The sequence below is a fragment of the Azospirillum formosense genome, from assembly GCF_013340925.1.
In the GTDB taxonomy this organism is placed as follows: domain Bacteria; phylum Pseudomonadota; class Alphaproteobacteria; order Azospirillales; family Azospirillaceae; genus Azospirillum; species Azospirillum formosense.
In genome coordinates, this window is sequence record NZ_WHOR01000109.1 from 1 (window position 1) to 18,422 (window position 18,422).

The 18,422-nt window shown below is 69.8% G+C and carries 17 protein-coding genes; 6 read left to right on the top strand and 11 right to left on the bottom strand.

Translation table 11 applies throughout. From position 1 onward, the window contains the following. Positions 1-13 precede the first annotated feature (13 nt). The 4 genes from GBZ26_RS15465 to GBZ26_RS15480 form a co-directional block, all read right to left on the bottom strand. Entirely contained in the window at positions 14-1,183 is a 1,170-nt protein-coding gene (locus GBZ26_RS15465; RefSeq protein ID WP_174439601.1) for a CobW family GTP-binding protein, read from the bottom strand. Beyond that, positions 1,153-1,659 carry a Fur family transcriptional regulator gene (locus GBZ26_RS15470; RefSeq protein ID WP_174439602.1) on the bottom strand — a complete coding sequence of 169 codons (507 nt, stop codon included), beginning with the start codon at positions 1,657-1,659 and terminating at the stop codon, positions 1,153-1,155. Before GBZ26_RS15470 ends, GBZ26_RS15465 begins: the two co-directional genes overlap by 31 nt. A gap of 117 nt (positions 1,660-1,776) precedes the next feature. Continuing rightward, positions 1,777-3,810: a PhoX family protein gene (locus GBZ26_RS15475; protein ID WP_174439603.1), complete on the bottom strand. Its 2,034-nt coding sequence runs from the start codon at positions 3,808-3,810 to the stop codon at positions 1,777-1,779. A gap of 136 nt (positions 3,811-3,946) precedes the next feature. Next, on the bottom strand, positions 3,947-5,404 hold the full coding sequence (locus GBZ26_RS15480; RefSeq protein ID WP_174439604.1) for a cryptochrome/photolyase family protein: 1,458 nt from the start codon (positions 5,402-5,404) through the stop codon (positions 3,947-3,949). Positions 5,405-5,671: 267 nt separating this feature from the next. Here GBZ26_RS15480 and GBZ26_RS15485 point away from each other — a divergent pair, with 267 nt between their 5' ends. Next, positions 5,672-6,160 carry a fasciclin domain-containing protein gene (locus GBZ26_RS15485; RefSeq protein ID WP_174439605.1) on the top strand — a complete coding sequence of 163 codons (489 nt, stop codon included), beginning with the start codon at positions 5,672-5,674 and terminating at the stop codon, positions 6,158-6,160. Positions 6,161-6,264: 104 nt separating this feature from the next. Here GBZ26_RS15485 and pdeM read toward each other — a convergent pair whose 3' ends face one another. From pdeM to GBZ26_RS15515, 6 genes are all read right to left on the bottom strand, one after another. Then, a complete protein-coding gene (pdeM, locus tag GBZ26_RS15490; protein WP_174439606.1) occupies positions 6,265-6,948 on the bottom strand; it encodes a ligase-associated DNA damage response endonuclease PdeM in 684 nt (227 codons plus the stop codon). A gap of 5 nt (positions 6,949-6,953) precedes the next feature. After that, complete coding sequence (locus GBZ26_RS15495; protein WP_174439607.1) at positions 6,954-9,431, bottom strand: ligase-associated DNA damage response DEXH box helicase; 2,478 nt, start codon at positions 9,429-9,431, stop codon at positions 6,954-6,956. Between the two features lie 262 nt (positions 9,432-9,693). After that, the gene (locus GBZ26_RS15500) at positions 9,694-10,533 is read right to left on the bottom strand and encodes a class I SAM-dependent methyltransferase (protein ID WP_174439608.1); all 840 of its coding nucleotides are present in this window, start codon (positions 10,531-10,533) and stop codon (positions 9,694-9,696) included. A 2-nt stretch (positions 10,534-10,535) separates the two neighbouring features. After that, the gene (locus tag GBZ26_RS15505) at positions 10,536-10,862 is read right to left on the bottom strand and encodes a hypothetical protein (RefSeq protein ID WP_174439609.1); all 327 of its coding nucleotides are present in this window, start codon (positions 10,860-10,862) and stop codon (positions 10,536-10,538) included. Positions 10,863-11,032: 170 nt separating this feature from the next. Next, entirely contained in the window at positions 11,033-11,362 is a 330-nt protein-coding gene (locus GBZ26_RS15510; RefSeq protein WP_246653622.1) for a hypothetical protein, read from the bottom strand. A gap of 156 nt (positions 11,363-11,518) precedes the next feature. Further along, a complete protein-coding gene (locus GBZ26_RS15515; protein WP_174439611.1) occupies positions 11,519-12,484 on the bottom strand; it encodes an alpha/beta fold hydrolase in 966 nt (321 codons plus the stop codon). Between the two features lie 270 nt (positions 12,485-12,754). On the opposite strand from GBZ26_RS15515, the gene GBZ26_RS15520 reads away from it, so the two are divergent. Together GBZ26_RS15520 and GBZ26_RS15525 are read left to right on the top strand one after the other, a co-directional pair. Beyond that, the gene (locus GBZ26_RS15520; RefSeq protein WP_035674181.1) at positions 12,755-13,300 is read left to right on the top strand and encodes a MarR family winged helix-turn-helix transcriptional regulator; all 546 of its coding nucleotides are present in this window, start codon (positions 12,755-12,757) and stop codon (positions 13,298-13,300) included. A gap of 31 nt (positions 13,301-13,331) precedes the next feature. Further along, the gene (locus GBZ26_RS15525) at positions 13,332-14,501 is read left to right on the top strand and encodes a DUF2336 domain-containing protein (RefSeq protein WP_174439612.1); all 1,170 of its coding nucleotides are present in this window, start codon (positions 13,332-13,334) and stop codon (positions 14,499-14,501) included. A gap of 1 nt (position 14,502) precedes the next feature. On the opposite strand, the gene GBZ26_RS15530 is transcribed toward GBZ26_RS15525, so the two are convergent. Then, complete coding sequence (locus GBZ26_RS15530) at positions 14,503-15,969, bottom strand: mechanosensitive ion channel family protein (protein ID WP_246653621.1); 1,467 nt, start codon at positions 15,967-15,969, stop codon at positions 14,503-14,505. A 245-nt stretch (positions 15,970-16,214) separates the two neighbouring features. Here GBZ26_RS15530 and GBZ26_RS15535 point away from each other — a divergent pair, with 245 nt between their 5' ends. The 3 genes from GBZ26_RS15535 to GBZ26_RS15545 all read left to right on the top strand — a co-directional run. After that, the gene (locus GBZ26_RS15535; protein ID WP_174439613.1) at positions 16,215-16,661 is read left to right on the top strand and encodes a DUF4399 domain-containing protein; all 447 of its coding nucleotides are present in this window, start codon (positions 16,215-16,217) and stop codon (positions 16,659-16,661) included. A gap of 21 nt (positions 16,662-16,682) precedes the next feature. Next, the gene (locus tag GBZ26_RS15540) at positions 16,683-17,261 is read left to right on the top strand and encodes a DUF4399 domain-containing protein (protein ID WP_246653620.1); all 579 of its coding nucleotides are present in this window, start codon (positions 16,683-16,685) and stop codon (positions 17,259-17,261) included. Between the two features lie 87 nt (positions 17,262-17,348). Further along, positions 17,349-18,422: peptidoglycan-binding protein (locus GBZ26_RS15545; protein WP_345772046.1), on the top strand; the 1,074-nt coding region annotated here is incomplete at its 3' end.

Here is an 18,422-nt window from a genome sequence, read left to right on the forward strand (position 1 = left end):
GCAAGAAGTGCCCTCAGGCCGCCCCTTCCGCTCCCCAGACGAACTGGTCGAACATCGGCTGGATCACCGCCTCGCCGATGTCGCGGGTGATGAAGACGATCTTGGAGCGGTGGTCCTCGCCGGGCCATTCCTGGAGCTGAACCGGCGGATGGAACATGTGCTGCACGCCGTGGACGACGACCGGCAGAGGGCTTTCCTTCACGTTCAGCAGCCCCTTGATGCGCAGCAGGTTTTCCCCGCCGGTGGCGATCAGGGCCTCCATGAAGTCGACGAAGCTGTTCCACGGGATCGGCTCGTCCACCACCATGCAGAAGGCGCGGATGTGGTCGTCGTGCCGGTTGGCGTCGTGGTGGTGGTGATCGTGCCCGCAGTCGGGACCGCAGGCGTCGCCGTGCTCGTGCTCGTGCTCATGGTGATGGTGCCCATGCCCATGATGATGTTTGGCCTGCTCGTCCCGGTACGCCTCCTCGCGGAGCCAGCGCGCCACGTCGGGGCTCTTGGTGTCGGGGTTGTAGAGGCCGGCGTCGAACAGCTGCTTGGGGTCCACCTCGCCGAAGGCCGCTGGGATCTGCGGGGCGGCCGGGTTGATCGCCGTCAGGCGCTGGCACAAAGCGAGCGTCGTGTGGGGCGTGGCGAGGTCGGTCTTGGTCAGCACGATGCGGTCGGCGACGGCGGCCTGCTTCACGCTCTCCGGCTGGCGGTCGAGCTGGCTGGCGCCGTGCACCGCGTCCACCGTGCTGATGACGCCGTCCAGGCGGAAGCGGGCGGCCAGCAGCGGGTCGCTCATCAGCGTGTGGATGATCGGGGCCGGGTCGGCGAGGCCGGTGGTCTCCACCACCACCCGGTCGAACTCCGGGATGTCGCCGCGCACGCGCTTCAGGAACAGGTCGCGCAGCGTGTCGACGAGGTCGCCGCGGATGGTGCAGCATAGGCAGCCGCTGTCCATCAGCACCATGTTCTCCGACGCCTTGGCGACCAGCAGATGGTCAAGCCCGACCTCTCCGAACTCGTTGATGACCACGGCGGTGCGGGCCATGCCGGGATGGTGCAGGAGCCGTTGCAGCAGCGTGGTCTTGCCGCTGCCAAGGAAGCCGGTCAGCACCGAGACGGGCAGGCGGGGCGCCGGTTGGGCGGCAGGGGTGGGTGCGGCGGTCACGGGGTCTTCTCCTGGCAGTCGGTGCATGTGCCGCGCACCTCGACGGTGGGGCGGCTGACCTGGAAACCATGCTCGGCGGCGATGGTGCCGATGGCGGCGCGGATGCGCGGGTCGTCGATCTCCACGGCGTTGCCGCAGGTCTCGCACACCAGGAACTGCCCGGAATGGACGGCCCCCGGCGCCGCGCAGCCGATGTAGGCGTTCAGTGATTCGATGCGGTGGACCAGCCCGTACTCCACCAGGAACTCCAGCGCCCGGTAGACGGTCAGCGGGGCGGTGGCCTTGCCCTCGCGCTGGCTGAGGTCTTCCAGGATGGCGTAGGCGCCGCGCGGCTTGTGGCTGTTCCAGACCAGCTCCAGCACCTGCCGGCGGAGGGCGGTCAGCCGGGCGCCGCGCTCCGCGCACAGGGCGTCGGCGCGTGTCAGCGCGTCGGCGATGCAATGCGCGTGGTCGTGCCCATGGCGGGAGGCCGGGCCGGCGGGGGAATGGGGGTCGGGGGGCATGGCGTTATCTTATTACATCGCCGGACACCGACACCAGACAAAGAAGAAGGGCGGCCCCGGACGCGGGAGCCGCCCTTTCAGGCGCGTCGCTGGATTATGGGACGGACGCCCGGTCGGTCAGAGACCGATCACGCCGCCGTCCTTCTTGGTGATGGCGACCACTGACGGGCGCGGCGGCATGTTCGGCTTGAAGTCCGGCCAGCGGGTCGCCGGGTCCTCGAAGGAGGAAAGCTTGCCCTTGAAGCCTTCCCACTGGTCGACGCCGTCGGTGGCCGGGTGCTGCACGGCGACGAACAGGGTCTTGTCGTCGGTGGTGAAGCAGGGACCGCACATCTCCGCACCCACCGGCACGCGGTAGAACATCTTGGACAGGCCGCGCAGGTCGCCCTCGGTCTCCACGGCCCAGACGCCGTCGGCGGTGCCGGACGCCTTCTTCCAGTTCTCGCCCTGGTCGGTGGTGATCCACAGGCGGCCGCGGTGGTCCACCGCCGCGTTGTCGGGGCAGGAGAACCAGCCGTTGGCCGAGGTGTCGGCGTGGAACTGCGCGCCGACCGTCCCGTCCGCCGGGTTGCCGCCACGGACCAGGATCGTCCACTCCGCCTTGGTCGCGGCGTGGTTGCCGTTGTCCGGCAGGATCTCGACGATGTGGCCCCAGTTGTTCTCGGCGCGCGGGTTGGTCGCGTCCACCTGCTCCGGCTTGCGGCGGGAGTTGTTGGTGAGGATGACGTAGACCTTGCCGGTCACCGCGTTGACCTCGATGTCCTCCGGGCGGTCCATCTTGTTGGCGCCCAGCGCGTCGGCGGCGAGGCGGGCGTTGATCAGGACGGTGGCCTGGTCGGGGAAGCCCTTTTCGGCGGTCAGCGGGCCCTGGCCGTGAACCAGCGGCAGCCATTCGACCGAGGCGTCGGCCTTGAACTTCGCCACGTAGAGCGTCCCGGTCTCCAGGATGTCCATGTTGGCGGCGCGGTTCTTCGGGTCGAACTTCCTGGCCGCGACGAACTTGTAGACATAGTCGAAGCGCTCGTCGTCGCCGGTGTAGGCGACCACGGTGCCGTCCTTGCCGAGCGCGATCTGGCAGGCCTCATGCTTGAAGCGGCCGAGCGCCGTGCGCTTCTTCGGGGTCGAGGTCGGGTCGTAGGGGTCGATCTCGACGATCCAGCCGAAGCGGTTGGACTCGTTCGGCTCCTTGGCGATGTCGAAGCGGTCGTGATGGACGCCCCAGTTGTACCATTCGCCGGGGAAGCCGTAGCGCTTCAGCACCTTGGCGTTCGGGTTGGTGTCCTCGACCTTGCCCCAGAAATAGCCGTTGAAGTTCTCTTCCGCCGACAGCCAGGTGCCCCAGGGCGTCATGCCGCCGGAACAGTTGTTCAGCATGCCGCGGACCATGGTGCCGGTCGGGTCGTAGCTGGTCTTCATCTGGGCGTGGCCGGCGGCCGGGCCGGTGATGGCGCAGGGCGTCTCGCCGGTGATGCGGCGGTTGTAGCGGGAGTCCGCCACCGTCACCCACTTGCCCCTGACCTTGCGGATCTCGACGACGGTGCCGCCGTGGGCGGCCATCTCGATGTCCACCAGCGTCTTGGTCATGCGGGCGAACTTGTCCTTCTGCTGCTCCACGCCGACGCCGGGGAACATGACCTCCTCGTCGGTGTATTCGTGGTTCACGCAGAGCAGGGCGCGGTCCGGCGACTGCGAGCCGAGCGGCAGCGGGGCGTAGCCGACGAAGTCGTTGTTGTAGCCGAACTGCTTCGACTGCGCCTCGGCCGACTGGTTCATCGGGTCGAAGGCCGGCGCGCCGGGCACCACCGGGTCGCCCCAGCGGATCAGGATGTCGGCGTTGTAGCCGGATGCCACGTGATGGTCGGCGTCCACGCCGTGCGCCACCTCCTGGAAGGAGAAGCTGGCCTTGGCCGGGCGCTGGGCGCCGGTCACAGCGGCCTCGGCCTCGCGCGGCGAAGAGAGCAGGGCGGCCGGGCCGATCAGGGCGCTGACCGCGGCCCCGCTCAGCATGCCGCGCATCATGTCGCGGCGGCCGAGGCGGGCGTTGATGACGTCGCCCATGGTCGGGTTTTCGGACGGGTTGGAGCCGATGTCCTCGCGGCCCTCGAAGGTCAGATACTTGGTGCCCTTCTGGGGCAGGTCATGGGTATCCATCGGTGTGCCTCGTCTCTTCCCGCAAATTTATGTGGGGTTGGGCGGGCGCACCTTACCGGGGGCCTGTGACGGTTTCTTTGCGCTCCCATGAAGGCGGAATGAAAACACACGGTCGGGTGTCACGGCTCCGCGCCGATCAATCGCCGGCTTTCTTGATCTCCTGGAAGGCGGCCAGCGCGCGGTCGCGGGCGGTGCCATGGTCGACGATCGGCCGCGGGTAGTCCTTGCCGAGTTTGACCCCCGCCTGCCGCAGCGCCTCGTCCGGCGCCTCCCACGGTTTGTGGATCCAGCGGTTGGGCAGCTTTTCCAGTTCCGGCACGTAGCGCCGGACATAGTTGCCCTCCGGGTCGAACTTTTCGCCCTGGAGGATCGGGTTGAAGACGCGGAAGAAGGGGGCGGCGTCGGCGCCGCAGCCGGCCACCCACTGCCAGTTGCCGGCGTTGTTGGCGATGTCGGCGTCGACCAGCGTGTCCCAGAACCATGCCTCGCCCTCCTGCCAGGGGATCAGCAGGTCCTTGATGAGGAAGGAGCCGACGATCATGCGCACGCGGTTGTGCATCCAGCCGGTCTGCCAGAGCTGCCGCATGCCGGCGTCCACGATGGGGTAGCCGGTGCGCCCGCGCTGCCACGCGCGCAGGCCCGCCTTGTCGGTCCGCCAGGGGAAACGGGCGAAGCGCGCGTCCAGCGGCGTGTCCGGAATGGCCGGCTCCTCGCGCAGCAGATGGTGGTTGAACTCCCGCCAGCCGAGTTCCCGCAGGAAGGCCTCGGCGCCGGCGGCCAGTTCATGCCGCTGGTCGGCGGCGTGGCGGGTGGCGTGCCAGATCTGCCGCGGGCCGATCTCCCCGAAGGCGAGGTGCGGTGACATCGCGGAGGTCCCGTCATGGTCCGGGCGGTCGCGCGCCACTGGGTAGGCGGCGACCGGCCCGTCCAGGAAATCGGCCAACCGCTCCCGCGCCGCCTCCTCGCCGGGCTCCCAGCGTTCGCGCAGGCCGCCGGCCCAGTCGGGCGCGGTGGGCAGCAGGCCCCAATCCTTCAGCGACTCGCTGGACACCCGCTTGGCCGGCGGGGTCAGTTTGCCCGGCGCACGGGCGGGGCGGGGCGGTTCCGGCATCGACAGCAGCGCCTTCCAGAAGGGCGTGAAGACCCGGAAGGGCGTGTCCGACTTGGTGCGGATGGTTCCCGGCTCAAACAGGAGGGCGGCGTTGTGGGGATGCACCGTCACTCCGCGCGCGGTCAGCCGCTCGCCCACCCGGCGGTCACGGGCGATGGCGGTCGGGCCGGCGCGGCGGTTGCACAGAACCGTGTCGGCCCCGGTCTCCTCCGCCAGCGCGGCCAGCACGGCGGCGGGGTCGCCGCTGCGCAGCACCAGGGGCGAGCCGAGCTTGGCCAGCGCCTTGCCCAGCCGCTCCAAACTGCCGTGCAGCCACCAGCGGGAGGCGGCGCCGGGAAGCCAGGGATCGTGGGCGTCCTTCTCGCGGATGTAGACCGGGATCACCGGCGCCCCATCCTCCGCCGCGGCGCTGAGCGCCGGGTTGTCGGCAAGGCGAAGATCGTTGCGGAACCAGACGAGGATGGGGGATTGATCGGTCGTCATCGGCCAACTTTAAGGAAATGGACAGAAGAACGGGCATGCCAAAACGCCGCAGCCAATGACCACGGTCAATGGCTCTTGCTACGCGGTGCCGATTGCTCCGGATCACCACGGCGGCAAAAATTTTTCCTGGGGAAATCCTATTGACCGCGATTTCCGCGCCGCTATTTCCGCCTTCGCTGCCACGACGTGGAGCCGGAGGCACGGCGGCCGACGGCGCCGGTTCCACGGTCGGGGGAGGAACGAGACGCCATCAACGGAGGAAACCACATGTCCCGCCTGTCACGCCTGCTGACCGCCGCCACCGTCGCCCTGCCGCTGTCCCTCGCCGCCATATCCGCGAAGGCGGCGGACATCGTGGACACCGCCGTCTCGGCGGGCCAATTCAAGACGCTGGTTCAGGCCGTCCAGGCCGCCGGGCTCGCGGACACGCTGAAGGGCAACGGTCCCTTCACCGTCTTCGCCCCGACCGACGAGGCCTTCGCCAAGCTGCCCGCCGGCACCGTCGAAAATCTTTTGAAGCCGGAGAACCGCGAGAAGCTCCGCTCCGTACTCACCTATCATGTGGTGTCGGGCAAGGTGACTTCGGCCGATATCGCCGGCAAGACGGCATCGCCGAAAACCGTGCAAGGCACCACCGTGGACATCGACGCGACGAAGGGCGGCGTGATGGTGGACAACGCGAAGGTCGTGAAGCCCGACATCATGGCGTCCAACGGCGTCATCCACGTGATCGACACGGTCATGATGCCGAACTGACGTTCTGCTTTTTCATCGAGGTCCCTCCTGCCGGACGTTTCACCGCCGGTGCCGGCAGGACAACTTGCCCGGAGAGTTCCCCCGACTCTCCGGGCTTTTTCTTTTCAAGCCTTGTCCGGAGACAGGCGGCTGCGCGGGAAGCGGTGGACCTTGCCGCGGGCCAGCAGATGCACCTCGAACCGCGCCGCCAGCAGGCCGGACACCGCCGGGTCCAGCACGTTCAGCCCCCCCGCGAAGGCGCCGAAGGCCGGCAGGATCAGCTTTCCCCCGTCGAAGGCGAAGCAGCGCTCCCGCACCCGCCGCCCAGGAACGACGACGGCGGCCACCGGGTGCAGATGCCCCGACAGTTCGCCCACCGCGCCGGGCACCGCCTCGTGCCGGAAGGTCAGCGGGCCAAGCGTCAGCTCGTCCAGGATGCGCCCGCCAAACCCCTCCGGCGGTTCCGGATCGTGGTTGCCGGTGACCCACAGCCAGTCCGCCACCCGCCCGGTCAGGTCGCGCAGCCGCGTCACGTCCCCCGCCTCCATGCGGCTCGCCGCCCGGCGGTCGTGGAAGCTGTCGCCCAGGCAGATCACCCGCTCCGGCGCCAGCCGCTCCACCAGTTCCGCCAGCCGGCCGAGCGTCGCCCGCGTGTCGTAGGGCGGGAGCATCCGCCCGCGCGCCGCGAAGGCGGATCCCTTCTCCAGATGCAGGTCGGCCACCACCAGCGTCCGCTCCGCCGGCCAGACCAGCGCGCCGGAGGGATCGGGGGCCAGAGCGGCGCCCCGCAGGGTCATCGTCGTGTCCATGTCCCTCACAACGTCAAGCGGCCCTGCTCATCACGGGGCGAATCCAACTCTGGCATCGCCTCCGCCACCAGATCGGCGGCGGCCTGCTCCAGAAGCTCGTCGGTGGCGGAGCCATCCACCCGTTCCCGCCCGATCTCCAGAATGACCGGCACGGCGAGGGGGGAGATGCGGTCGAGGTCCTTGTGGGTGATGCGGCCCTTCACCCGGATCAGGAAATCGGACAGGCGCCGCACGTCGGTCAGCCCGCCCGCCGCGTCGGCGCGGGTGGCGCGCAGCAGCACATGGCCGGGGTCGTGCTTGCGCAGCACGTCGTAGATCAGGTCGGAGGAGAAGGTGACCTGCCGCCCCGACTTCTCCTGTCCGGGATGGCGGCGGTCGATGACCCCGGTGATCAGCGCCACGTTGCGGAAGGTCCGGCGCAGCATGGAAGACTCGTCCATCCAGGCTTCCAGATCGTCGCCCAGCATGTCCTGGTCGAACAGCCCGTCCATGTCCCCATTGGAGTTGGTCGGCGTGCGCAGCGACCACACCGCCAGCACATAATCGGTGGCGACGAAGCCGAGCGGGCCGCAGCCCATCCGCTCCATCCGCCGGGTCAGCAGCATCCCCAGGGTCTGGTGCGCGTTCCGCCCCTCGAAGGCGTAGACGACGAGGAAGCGCTTGCCCGCCTTGGGGAAGCTCTCCACCAGCAGCCCGTCGCGCGCCGGCAGGACGGAGCGCCAGCGCTGGAGCCGCAGCCATTCCTGCACGTCCTCCGGCAGGCCGGGCCATTGCGCCGGGTCGGCCAGCATGGCGCGCACCCGGTCGGCCAGCGCGGTGGTCAGCGGCAGCCGCCCGCCGGCGTAGGCCGGGACCTTCGGCTCCCCGGTGCCGCCCTTGGCGACCTGCGCCTCCATCTCGCGGATGCCGAGGAACTTCAGCAGCTGCCCGGCGAAGACGAAGGTGTCGCCGGGGGTGAGGCCCTGGATGAAATGCTCCTCCACCTCGCCCAGCACCGGGCCGCGGCTGAGGCGCACGCGCAGCATGGCCTCGTGCGTGATGGTGCCGACGTTCATGCGGTACTGCCGCGCCACCGCCGGCCCGGCCACCGCCATGCGCCCGTCCTCGCGCAGCTTGAGCCGGTGGAAGCGCTCGTAATTGCCGAGCGCGTAGCCGCCGGTCGCCACGAAGTCCAGCACGTCGTCGAACTCGTCCCGAGCCAGCCCGGCGTAGGGGGCGGCGCAGACCACCTCGTCGTAGAGGTCGTCGGGCCGGAACGGCTCCGCGCAGGCCATGCCGAGCATATGCTGGGCCAGCACGTCCAGCCCGCCGGGGCGGGGCCGCTCGCCGTCCAGGCTCATGGTCGCCACGGCGTCGAGCGCGGCGCGGCATTCCAGCACCTCGAACCGGTTGGCGGGGACGAGCAGGGCGCGGCTCGGCTCGTCCAGCCGGTGGTTGGCGCGGCCGATGCGCTGGACCAGCCGGCTCGCCCCCTTGGGCGCGCCGATCTGCACCACCAGATCGACCGCCGCCCAGTCGATGCCGAGTTCGAGCGAGTAGGTCGCCCCCACCGCCCGCAGCTTGCCCGCCGCCATGGCGGCCTCGACCTTGCGCCGCTGCTCCGCCGCCAGCGAGCCGTGGTGGAGCGCGATGGGCAGGCTGTCGTCGTTGCGGCGCCAGAGTTCCTGGAAGACCAGCTCCGCCTGGGCGCGCGTGTTGACGAAGACCAGCGTGGTGCGGTGGGCGCGGATGCGCTGGTACACGTCCTTCAGCGCGTGCATGGCCATGCGGCCGGACCAGGGCAGCCGCGCGCGCGTCGTCAGGATCTCCACCTCGGCGGAGGCGCCGGCCCGGCCGGTGACCAGCCGCACGTCGCCGCCATCCGCATGGCCGGTCCTGGACAGCCAGGCGAGCAGCTGCGAGGGCTCCGCCACCGTGGCCGACAGCCCGACCCGCCGGGCCTGCGGCGCCAGCCGGGACAGCCGCGCCAGCCCGAGGGCCAGCAGGTCGCCGCGCTTGGTCCCGGCCAGGGCGTGCAACTCGTCGATGATGACGCAGCGCAGGTGCCGGAAGATCGTCGCCGCGTCGGCGTAGGCGATCATCAGCGCCAGACTTTCCGGCGTGGTCATCAGGATGTGCGGCGGGTTGGCCCGCTGCCGCCGCCGCTTGGATTCGGGCGTGTCGCCGGTGCGCGTCTCGGTGCGGATGGGCAGCCGCATCTCGGCGACGGGCTCCTCCAGATTGCGCTGGATGTCCACCGCGAGCGCCTTCAGCGGCGAGATGTAGAGCGTGTGCAGCCCCTCACGCGGGCGCTCCGCCAGATCGATCAGCGAAGGCAGGAAGCCGGCCAGCGTCTTGCCGCCGCCGGTCGGCGCGATCAGCAGGGCGCTGTCCCCGGCGGCGGCGGCCTCGACCATGGCGAGCTGGTGCGGGTGCGGCGCCCAGCCCCGCGACCGGAACCAGCCCTGGACGTTGGCGGGGAGGAGAGGGGAGGAGAGGGGCATGGAGAACCGAATGATTCGCTGAGACCGGAAAGAATAGTGTCGCGAATCGAACGGAGCAAGAACGGGAGCGCTTTTGCGTCCCGTTGACGGCTTTCGGATGCCGGACGGGTAGGGCCCGTCGGCACGCAACATCCAGAGGAATGCGTGGGCGCGGTCAACCGGGAATATGGCTCGGTGGAGTGGCTGCGGCACTTGGGTGCGCGGTCGGGGTGCGGAGTCTTGCCCCCTCCCTGACCCTCCCCCGCTATCGCAGGGGAGGGAATTAAGCGCCAGTGACGATGCGGACGTGGATGGGCAGGGGGATCGTGCCGTCCTGGGCCTGCGCGTCGAAGCGGCGGGTCACCTCGGCGTCCAGTTCGGCGCGCTGTCCGGCGGTGAGGGTGTGCAGGCGGTGACCGAAGCTCATCTCCAGCGTGGCGCGCCAGAAGGGCTGGCCCTGGGCGGCCTTGCGGACCGGAGTGATGTCGGTCTCGCCCACCGTGGCGAAGCCGGCGGCGCGCATGGCCTCCGCCAGAAGGCCGGGTGCAGCGAAGCGAAACAGCGGGTCCAGGCTGCGGTCCTCGCCCAGTTGGGCGGCGACGGCCTCGCCCACCGTGTCGAACAGGGCATTGCCGGCGCGCGGCCCCCAGACCATGAAGGCCGCTTGCCCGCCGGGACGCAGCACGCGCCGCAGTTCGGCCAGAGCCGCCGCCACGTCGGGGACAAACATGATGCCGAAGCGGCAGGTCGCCCGGTCGAAGCTCGCCGCGGCGAAGGGCAGGGCGGTCATGTCGGCGGCGGCGAAGGCCGGGCGCAGCCCGTCCGCGATCCCCGCGGCGCGGCGCCGGGCGCCGGCCATCATGCCGGGCACGAGGTCGCTGCCCACCACCAGCCCGTTCGGACCTGTCCGGAGGGCGGCGCTCAGCGCCGGTTCGCCGGCGCCGGAGGCGAGGTCCAGCACCCGGTCGCCCGCCGTCACTCCGGCGGCGTCCAGCAGGGGCTGGTTCAGCTTGTCGGCCAGATCGGCCATCGGGTCGGCCCAGCGGTCCCAGGCGTCGGCGCTGGCGGTCCAGCGGGCGCGCTCGGCGCCGCCGTCGATGGGGCAGGAAGACAAGTCGGGCATGGTCAGTGGAGAAGCCTTGCGGTGCCGGTGATGCGGGGGGCGGAATCGGCGTCGCGCAGCCGCTCGTTCAGCGCCGCGACCTCCTCCGCCAGCTTGCGGTTCGCCTCGGTCAGGGACTGGATGCGGCCATCGGCGGCCCGCTGCTGGGCGTTCAGGGCGGCGATGTTCTCCGTCAGCCGGCGCATTTGCTGCGATTGGCGGGCGCCGCCCTCGTTGACGCTGCGGCGGATCGAGCCGACCGCGGCGAGCACGATGACGCTGACCGTCGCACCCGTCAGAAGGGCGGCGATGGCCAGAGCCCAGATCCAATCCCCCGACGGCAGTTCCATGGCCGAAGCCGCCCCTGCGTTGCGTCCGGACCACCGGGGGCGACCCTCCGGTGAACCAATGGTTTCAGCATCCGATGAATTGCCGGGCGGGTCAAGCCGGGCACCGGAACGGCAAAAGGCCCAGCCGTTGCCGGCCGGGCCTTTCGTGAAACCGGAGCTGTGCTCTGTGGTCAGGCGACGGTGTCGTCGACCGGGCGGGAAGCCTTGGCGCGCATGTCCTTCAGGTGGTCGCCGAAGGCGCGCAGGACCGGCATGATCCGCTGCATCTGGTCCGACGTGACATGGGCGTCGGTCTTCAGGACGATGGTCGGCGCCTCCGACATCAGGCGCTTGGAGCGCATCGGACCGACCTTGTCGTCCATGAACATGGACAGCCCCATCAGAATGCCGAGCGTCACGTCATCGGGCGCCTTGGGCAGAGCCAGCACGTCGTGCAGCTCGTTGAGGAGGGTATAGGCGACGATGGACGTGCGTTCGATGGTGTCAACGTCGGCGGCCATGGACATCGGCGTAATCCTTGAGGCGCTGAAAGTGTGCGATATGGCCAAAGGTTAGCCCTCGGATCGTAACCAAACTGTTAACCATCCCTCACCCGAGTCGCCACGAGTCGTTTTTTTCGAGTCGCAATCCCCGGTCGCCAAATCGGAAGAGTCGACTCATGCCTCCGCGTGAGCCGACGTGCCGGTCATGGCCCGCTCCACCCGCTCGATGGCGGCCATCACCGCGTCCGGGCGGGCGTGCTGCGGCATGTGCCCGGTTTCCGACAGCAGATGCAGCGTCGATCCGGCCACCGCGTTGTGCAGCTGCACCGCGTGGGCGTGGGGATCGACGATGCGGTCCTCCCGTCCCGCGACGACCGACATCGGGCAGCGGATCTCGGAGTAGCGCGGCGCCATCGCCGCCACGCCGGGGATCAGCGCGGCGAGCTGGGCGGCGGCGGCCTCCAGCTGCGTCGGGCGCAGCAGAAGGTCGGGAGACAACTCGTCGTAGCGGGGCGGCACGGGGTTCGGCTCGAAGATGCGGCGCATCAACGCCGGCAGGATCAGCCGGTCCAGCGGCGGCAGGACGGTGTGGCTGAGCAGCGGCCCGGCTGCCGGAATGGCCGGCCCCAGGAGGGGAAGGAAATCGGGCCGCGGTGTCGGATGGGTGAAGGCCGACAGGATGACCAGACCGCCGACCTCTTCCGGGAAATCCAGCGCCCAGGCGAGCGCCACCGCTCCGGCCAGCGAGTGGCCGACGACGATGGGACGCTCCAGCCCCAGCTTGCGGGTGGCGGCGCGCAGCAGCGCGGCCTGGGCGGCGGGACCGGCGTCGCGCCGCGGCGTCGCCTCGCTGTAGCCATGGCCGGGCCGGTCGAAGCAGACGCAGCGCCGGTGCCGGGCCGCCTCGTCCAGAAGGCTCAGCGCCCAGTCGTCGGCGGTGGTGCCGTTGCCGTGCAGGAACACCACGGGGGGCGCCGCGCCGTCCTTCGGCCCACGGTCGAGATAGTGCAGGCGGGTGCCGCCGACGCTCATGAAATGGCCGGTCGGCGGGTGCTCGCGCTCCGCCCGGTTGGTGCGGCGGCGGGTGTCCAGCCACAGGCCGGTCAGCAGACCAGCTGCGAGAGCCAAGCCGCTGCGCATCAGCGGACCCTCCGAGTGCACGCTTGCGGTGCGACGGAACAGCGTGTGGGATGCGGCATGGCCGGCCTCCTCCGTGTTGCGGGAACAGCTGAGCAACAGGAGGTGGATGGGGCGGTTCCGGTGTGCAGGGCCGCCATGTCTCAACATTGTTTCCACAAATTAAACTAAAATCTTATCATTCTTGCGACAGAAGGACGGGTGAACCGTCCACCGTTCGGAATTGGATCGACGCCATACCATGAAGCTTTTTTCCAAAGCGGGAGTATCGCGATGAGCGCCGCCGCCAAGCAGCAGCCGACCCCAGCCGTGCCGGAGAGAGCCACGCCGGACAGCGCCGCCCCGGCGGGCGCGTCGCTGCCCGCCGTCTACACCGACCTTGGCCGCATCATCGAGAGCATGACCCGGCGTTTCCTGGACGTGCTGCGGATGGAGCTGGCGCGGATCGGGATCGACGACCTCAGTCCCGGGCAGGCCCTGATGCTGATCAACATCGGCGGCGAGGAGCTGTCGGTGCGCGACCTGCTGGAGCGCGGCTACTATCTCGGCTCCAACGCCTCCTACAATCTGAAGCATCTGGTGGAGGCGGGCTATGTCGACCGCTCCGCCTCGCAGCGCGACCGGCGCACGGCGCGGCTCCGCCTGTCGGAGCGCGGCCTGAAGCTGTGCGAGGCGCTGCGCGGGCTGGAGGCGGTGCGGGGCGAGGCGCTGATCCGCACCGACGAGGAAGCCGCCGATCTGGAGACGACTTACCGCACGTTGCGCCGTTTGGAACGGGCGTGGAGCGATCTGATCCGCTACGATACGCCGGAGTATTGATCCCGAGCGTCCGTTCCGGAAGACCCAGCGCATGTCACAGCGGTCCCTCAGCCAGAAGGATGTCGAGCGCCTGCTGGCCGCGCCCGACGCCCAGGCGCGCATCGACACCATGACCCATCTGGTGCGCGACCTGGAGGCGGGGGACCTCGCCGAGGCGGAACGGGCGCTGGCCATGGACATCCTGCAACGCTTCGCCGCCGACGCGGTGACCGCCGTGCGCGAGGCGGTGGCGTGGCAGATCCACAACTCCTCCCTGCTGACGGAGGGGCTGGCGGAGAAGCTGGCCCGCGACGTCGACCGGGTGGCCTTCCCCATCCTGCGCCACGCGGAAAAGCTGAGCGAAGGCTTGCTCCTGGACATCCTGCGCGAACGGCGCCCGGCGAAGGAACTGGCCATTGCCGGGCGCCGTTCCGTCCCGCCCGCGGTGTCCGACGCGCTGGTGCGCAACGGCAACGTCATCGTCATCACCGAACTTCTGCGCAACCGGGGCGCCGTCATCGCGGAACCGTCCCTGCACAGCGTGCTCGACCGCTGGGGCGGCGTCGCCACGGTGAACGAGGCCATGGCGGCGCGGCCCGACCTGTCGGCGGCGGTGGTGGAGAAGCTCATCCTCTTCGTGTCGGAGGAGATCCGCAACCGGCTGATCCGCAGCCACCGGCTCAACCCCCGCCTGATCGGGGTCCTGGTGGAGCGGGCGCGGGAGGCGGTGACCCTGCTCCTGCTCAAGCCGCTGACCCCGCGCGAGGCGGACGTGGAGCTTCTCGCCCGGCATCTGCTGATCCGCGGGCGGCTGTCGGCGCCGCTGCTCTTCCGCGCGCTGTGCGCCGGGGAGATTGCGCTGTTCGACGCCGGGATGGCGGTGCGCGCCAACCTGCCGCCGGAGAACGCCCGTCAGCTCGCCTGGGACGGCGGGCCGCACGCGCTGAAGGGGCTGTTCGCCAAAGCGGGCCTGTCCTTCACCCTGCTGAAGCCCTTCCGCGTCGCCATCGCGGTGGCGAAGGCGCTGGACTACCGGGGGGGTGACGACGGGCGGGAGCGCTTCCAGACGGAGGCCATCGCCACCCTGTTCGACGCCTGCGGCAACAGCCAGGACCGCGAGATCGACGACCTGTTGCTGCAGCTGTTCGACCAGACCTCGGCGGAGGTGATCGAAAAGGCGCTGGAGCAGGCAGGGATGCCCTTTTCTCCGCTGAGCACCTAAGTCACAAACTGAAGAACGTCTTCAGCCGGGCCAGCAGGTCATGCTCGGCCGCTGTCTGGGGCGCGGCGGCGGGGGCGCTGGCGCGGCGGTGGGCGTCGTTGCGGCGCTGGCGCAGGCCCATCAGGTCGGCCAGCCGGGCGGCCAGCTCCGGACGGCGGCGCAGGACGGGGTCGAGCGCCTCCTTGTCCAGCTCATAGACCACGGCGTCGGTGTTGGCGATCACCGACGCGCTGCGCGGCTGGCCGGTCAGCAGCGACATCTCCCCGAACACGTCGCCCGGCCCCATGTGGTCGAGCAGGAGCGTCCGCCCCCCGAAGGCCCCGCGCACGTCCAGGGCGCCCTCGGCCACCAGGAAGAGGGAGGTCCCGGTTTCGTCCTGGCGGACCACCGCCTCCCCGGCGGCGACGTGGCGCAGATGCATGCCGGACGCCAGTTCGTCGATCTCCTCAGGGCGGAAGGCGGCGAACAGGTCGACATGGGACAGCAGGTCCCGCCCCAGCCCCAGCGCCGAACAGGGCGGCGGGCGGTTGCTGCGGCGGCGCATCTCCTGCTTGGGGCTGGCCGGCTCCAGACCGGCGCGGGACAGATGATCCAGGATGGTGGTCGCCACGGCGTCGCGGGTGGCGGCAAGCCGGGAATAATCCGCCACCCAGAAACGCGCCTGATAGGTGACGCCGTTGAGGGTGATGCTTTCCACCACCACGTCGGGCCGCGGCTCGGTGGGGACGGCGTCACAGCAGACGATGGCCGACAGGATGATCCGCTTGGCGCGGGCCACCGGCACCTCGGCGTCGAGGGTCACCGGCACGCCGGCGCGGAAGCCGCTGCCGGGCTGGCTGTAGTTGGTGATGCGGTTGCCCGCGGCCAGTCCGTTCGGCACCACCAGCGCCGTACCGTCGAGCGTGACGAGCCGGGTGGCCCGCCAGTTGATCTCGTCCACCCGCCCGGTGACGCCGGGGGTCAGCTCCACCCAGTCGCCGATGCGGTAGGGATGCTCGACGTTCAGCGCGATGCCGGAAAAGATGTCGGCGATCATGTTGCGCAGCGCGAAGCCCAGCACCGCGATCACCACGCCGGAGGTGGCGACCAGCCCGGTCACCGGCTGGCCCAGCACGAAGGCCAGGATGCCCAGCACCGCCAGCCCGTAGAGCAGCGCGCGCAGCAGATCGGTCAACAGGCGGGGCATCGGCGTGGCGCGGGGGTGGCTCGCCACCACGAGGTCGATGACCCGCGACCCCAGCCACGCCGCCGCCAGCCACGCGACCACGGCGAACAGCGAGGCCAGCGCGTCCGCCACCATGACGCCCGCGATGGGAGTGACGTGGCCGGACAGCCAGGGGCGCTGCCCCGCCAGACCGGCCGCCCCGAGAGTCAGCAGCGCCGGGGCCAGCAGATGGCGCAGGCCGAGGCGTGGCGGCGCGCCGGTGGGACCGACGGGAAGCGGGGCGAGGCGGGATGAATCGGGCATGCGGGACCGGCAACCTCCTGCCCCGTGACCTTCGCACCGCGAGCGCAACCGTCAAGCCCAAAATAGGAATAGGCGGAGCGGCCCCGCTCTTCGCGCAAAATGGGGTGGTTGGTGAGCGCCTTCGCTCCGTAATATTCGGAGGGAGGGGAGAGAAAGGATGAGGTCCGAAAAACCGCGAACATTGCCCGTCCACCAAGCATAAGATTGAAGCTCCCAAAGAGAAGAGCCAGAAGAGCGAGGTGTCCATGCCTCATGCCGCCATGATCGTGGCGGCCGCGCTGCTCCTGTTGCCGGGCGCGGCGTCGGCCCAAAGCGCAAACAGCACAAATGGACGGGAGAAGGCGCCGGAGGGTGCCCGCGCCTACATCATGTGGCCGTCCAACGGCGCCACCATTTCCGGCGGAAAGCTGTGGGTCCGCATGGGCTTGCAGAACATGGGCATCGCCCCTGCGGGCATCCGCAAAGAGGACACCGGGCACCATCACCTGCTGGTGGACAGCGACCTCGCCACCTACGACGAACCCATCCCGAACACCAAGCAGTCGCTGCATTTCGGCGGCGGCCAGACGGAGGTGCGGCTGGAGCTGCCGCCGGGCCGGCACACGCTCCAGATGATCCTGGGCGACGCGGACCATGTGCCGCATGACCCGCCGATCATGTCGCAGAAGATCACCATCATCGTGCCGCAATAAGAGCGCGACAGGGAGGAAGTCATGATGCGCACCGCCGCCGTCCCGGTCCTTCTGGCCGCCCTGCTCGCCGCCGGGCCGCTGGCCGCGCAATCGTCGCCGGAGGCCGACCCGCTCGACAAGCCGCTGTCCGACACCACCAACACGCCGCAGCCGGCCAGCCCGGGGCACGAGCACGAAAGCACGCCCTCTAGCCCCGACGCGGCGAAGTCCGGACGGACGGCGGCGCCGAAGGACGTCTATATCTACGTCGGCTGGCCCAACGACGGCGAGGTGGTGAGGGGCCGCTTCAAGGTGTGGTTCGGACTGCGCAACTTCGGCGTCGCTCCGGCGGGCGTGCGGAAGGACAACACCGGCCACCATCACCTGCTGGTCGATGCCGAGCTGCCGCCGATGGACGAGCCGATCCCCAACAACCGCAACTACATCCATTTCGGGAAGGGCCAGACGGAAACCTACCTGGAGCTGCCGCCGGGGCGGCACACGCTCCAGCTTCTGATGGGCGACGCGGAGCACATCCCGCACGACCCGCCGATCCTGTCCAAGAAGATCACCATCACCGTGCGTCCGGGCGGCGACAGCACGCGCGTGTCGGTCCGTTGATCTGGCCCGCTGATCCAGTCCGCTGAACGTCCAGGGAGTGAGGCCATGGCATTTGTCCGGCGCACCGGTTTCGCGAGAGTGGCGGCCGTGGCAGCGCTCATGCTTCTCGGAGCCTGCGTCACCTCGGGCGAGCAGGCGACCGTGGTCCAGAAACCGAAGACCCCACCCGTGCGCACCGTGTCCAACTTCAGCGAGGCGCTGCGCTGCATGGACACGCTGATGTGGAACCATGGCAAGCGCGACATCTTCATCACCTCCAACGGCATCCCGGACGCCACGGGCCGGGTGGCCGGCGGCACCAAGGAAATGCTGATCACCGCCGTATCGCGCATGTCGGAGCGGTCGAACGCCTTCCGCTTCGTCGATTTCGAGCCGACGCTGGACGACGTGAACGCGCTTTATTGGATGATCGGGGTGCAGCCCAACTTCCGCGCGCCGTCCTACTACGTGCGCGGCGCCATCACCCAGCTCGACGACAATGTGGTGAGCGAGGCGGCCAGCGCCGGCATCTCCCTGCCGACCTTCGACCTGGGCATCTCCGCCGATCAGGTGATGTCGGTGATCTCGGTGGACCTGAACATCGGGGAACTGGCGACGCGCCAGATCATCCCCGGCCTGTCGGCCAGCAACTCGCTCGCCATCATCTCCTCGGGCAAGGGGGCGGACGCCGGTGCGGTGATCGGCAAGGCCGGCCTGTCCTTCAACGTGTCGCTCAACAAGTCCGAGGGGCTGCATCAGGCGGTGCGCACGCTGATCGAACTCAGCACGATCGAGGTGCTGGGCAAGATGACCCGCACCCCCTACTGGCAGTGCCTGGGCATCGACCAGACCAACCCGGCCTTCGCCGGGCAGGCGCGCGACTGGTTCGACGGCATGGCGCCGTCGCAGCGCGTCGCCTACGTCCAGCGCGTCCTGCTGGCCGAGGGCTATTACGACGGATCGGACAGCGGCCAGCTCGACGAGCGCACCCGCGACGCGATTTCCCGCTATCAGGCGGACAACGACCTGATCGCCACGGGGCGCATCGACTTCGACCTCTACCAGCGGATGCTCGCCCAACCGAGCGGGCAGAAAGGGCCGGGGGCGCCGCGCCTGCAATCGGTCTCGAACGCGGGCGGGGAGGGGCTGCCGCGCGCCACCCCGGCGCCGGCCCTTTCTGCC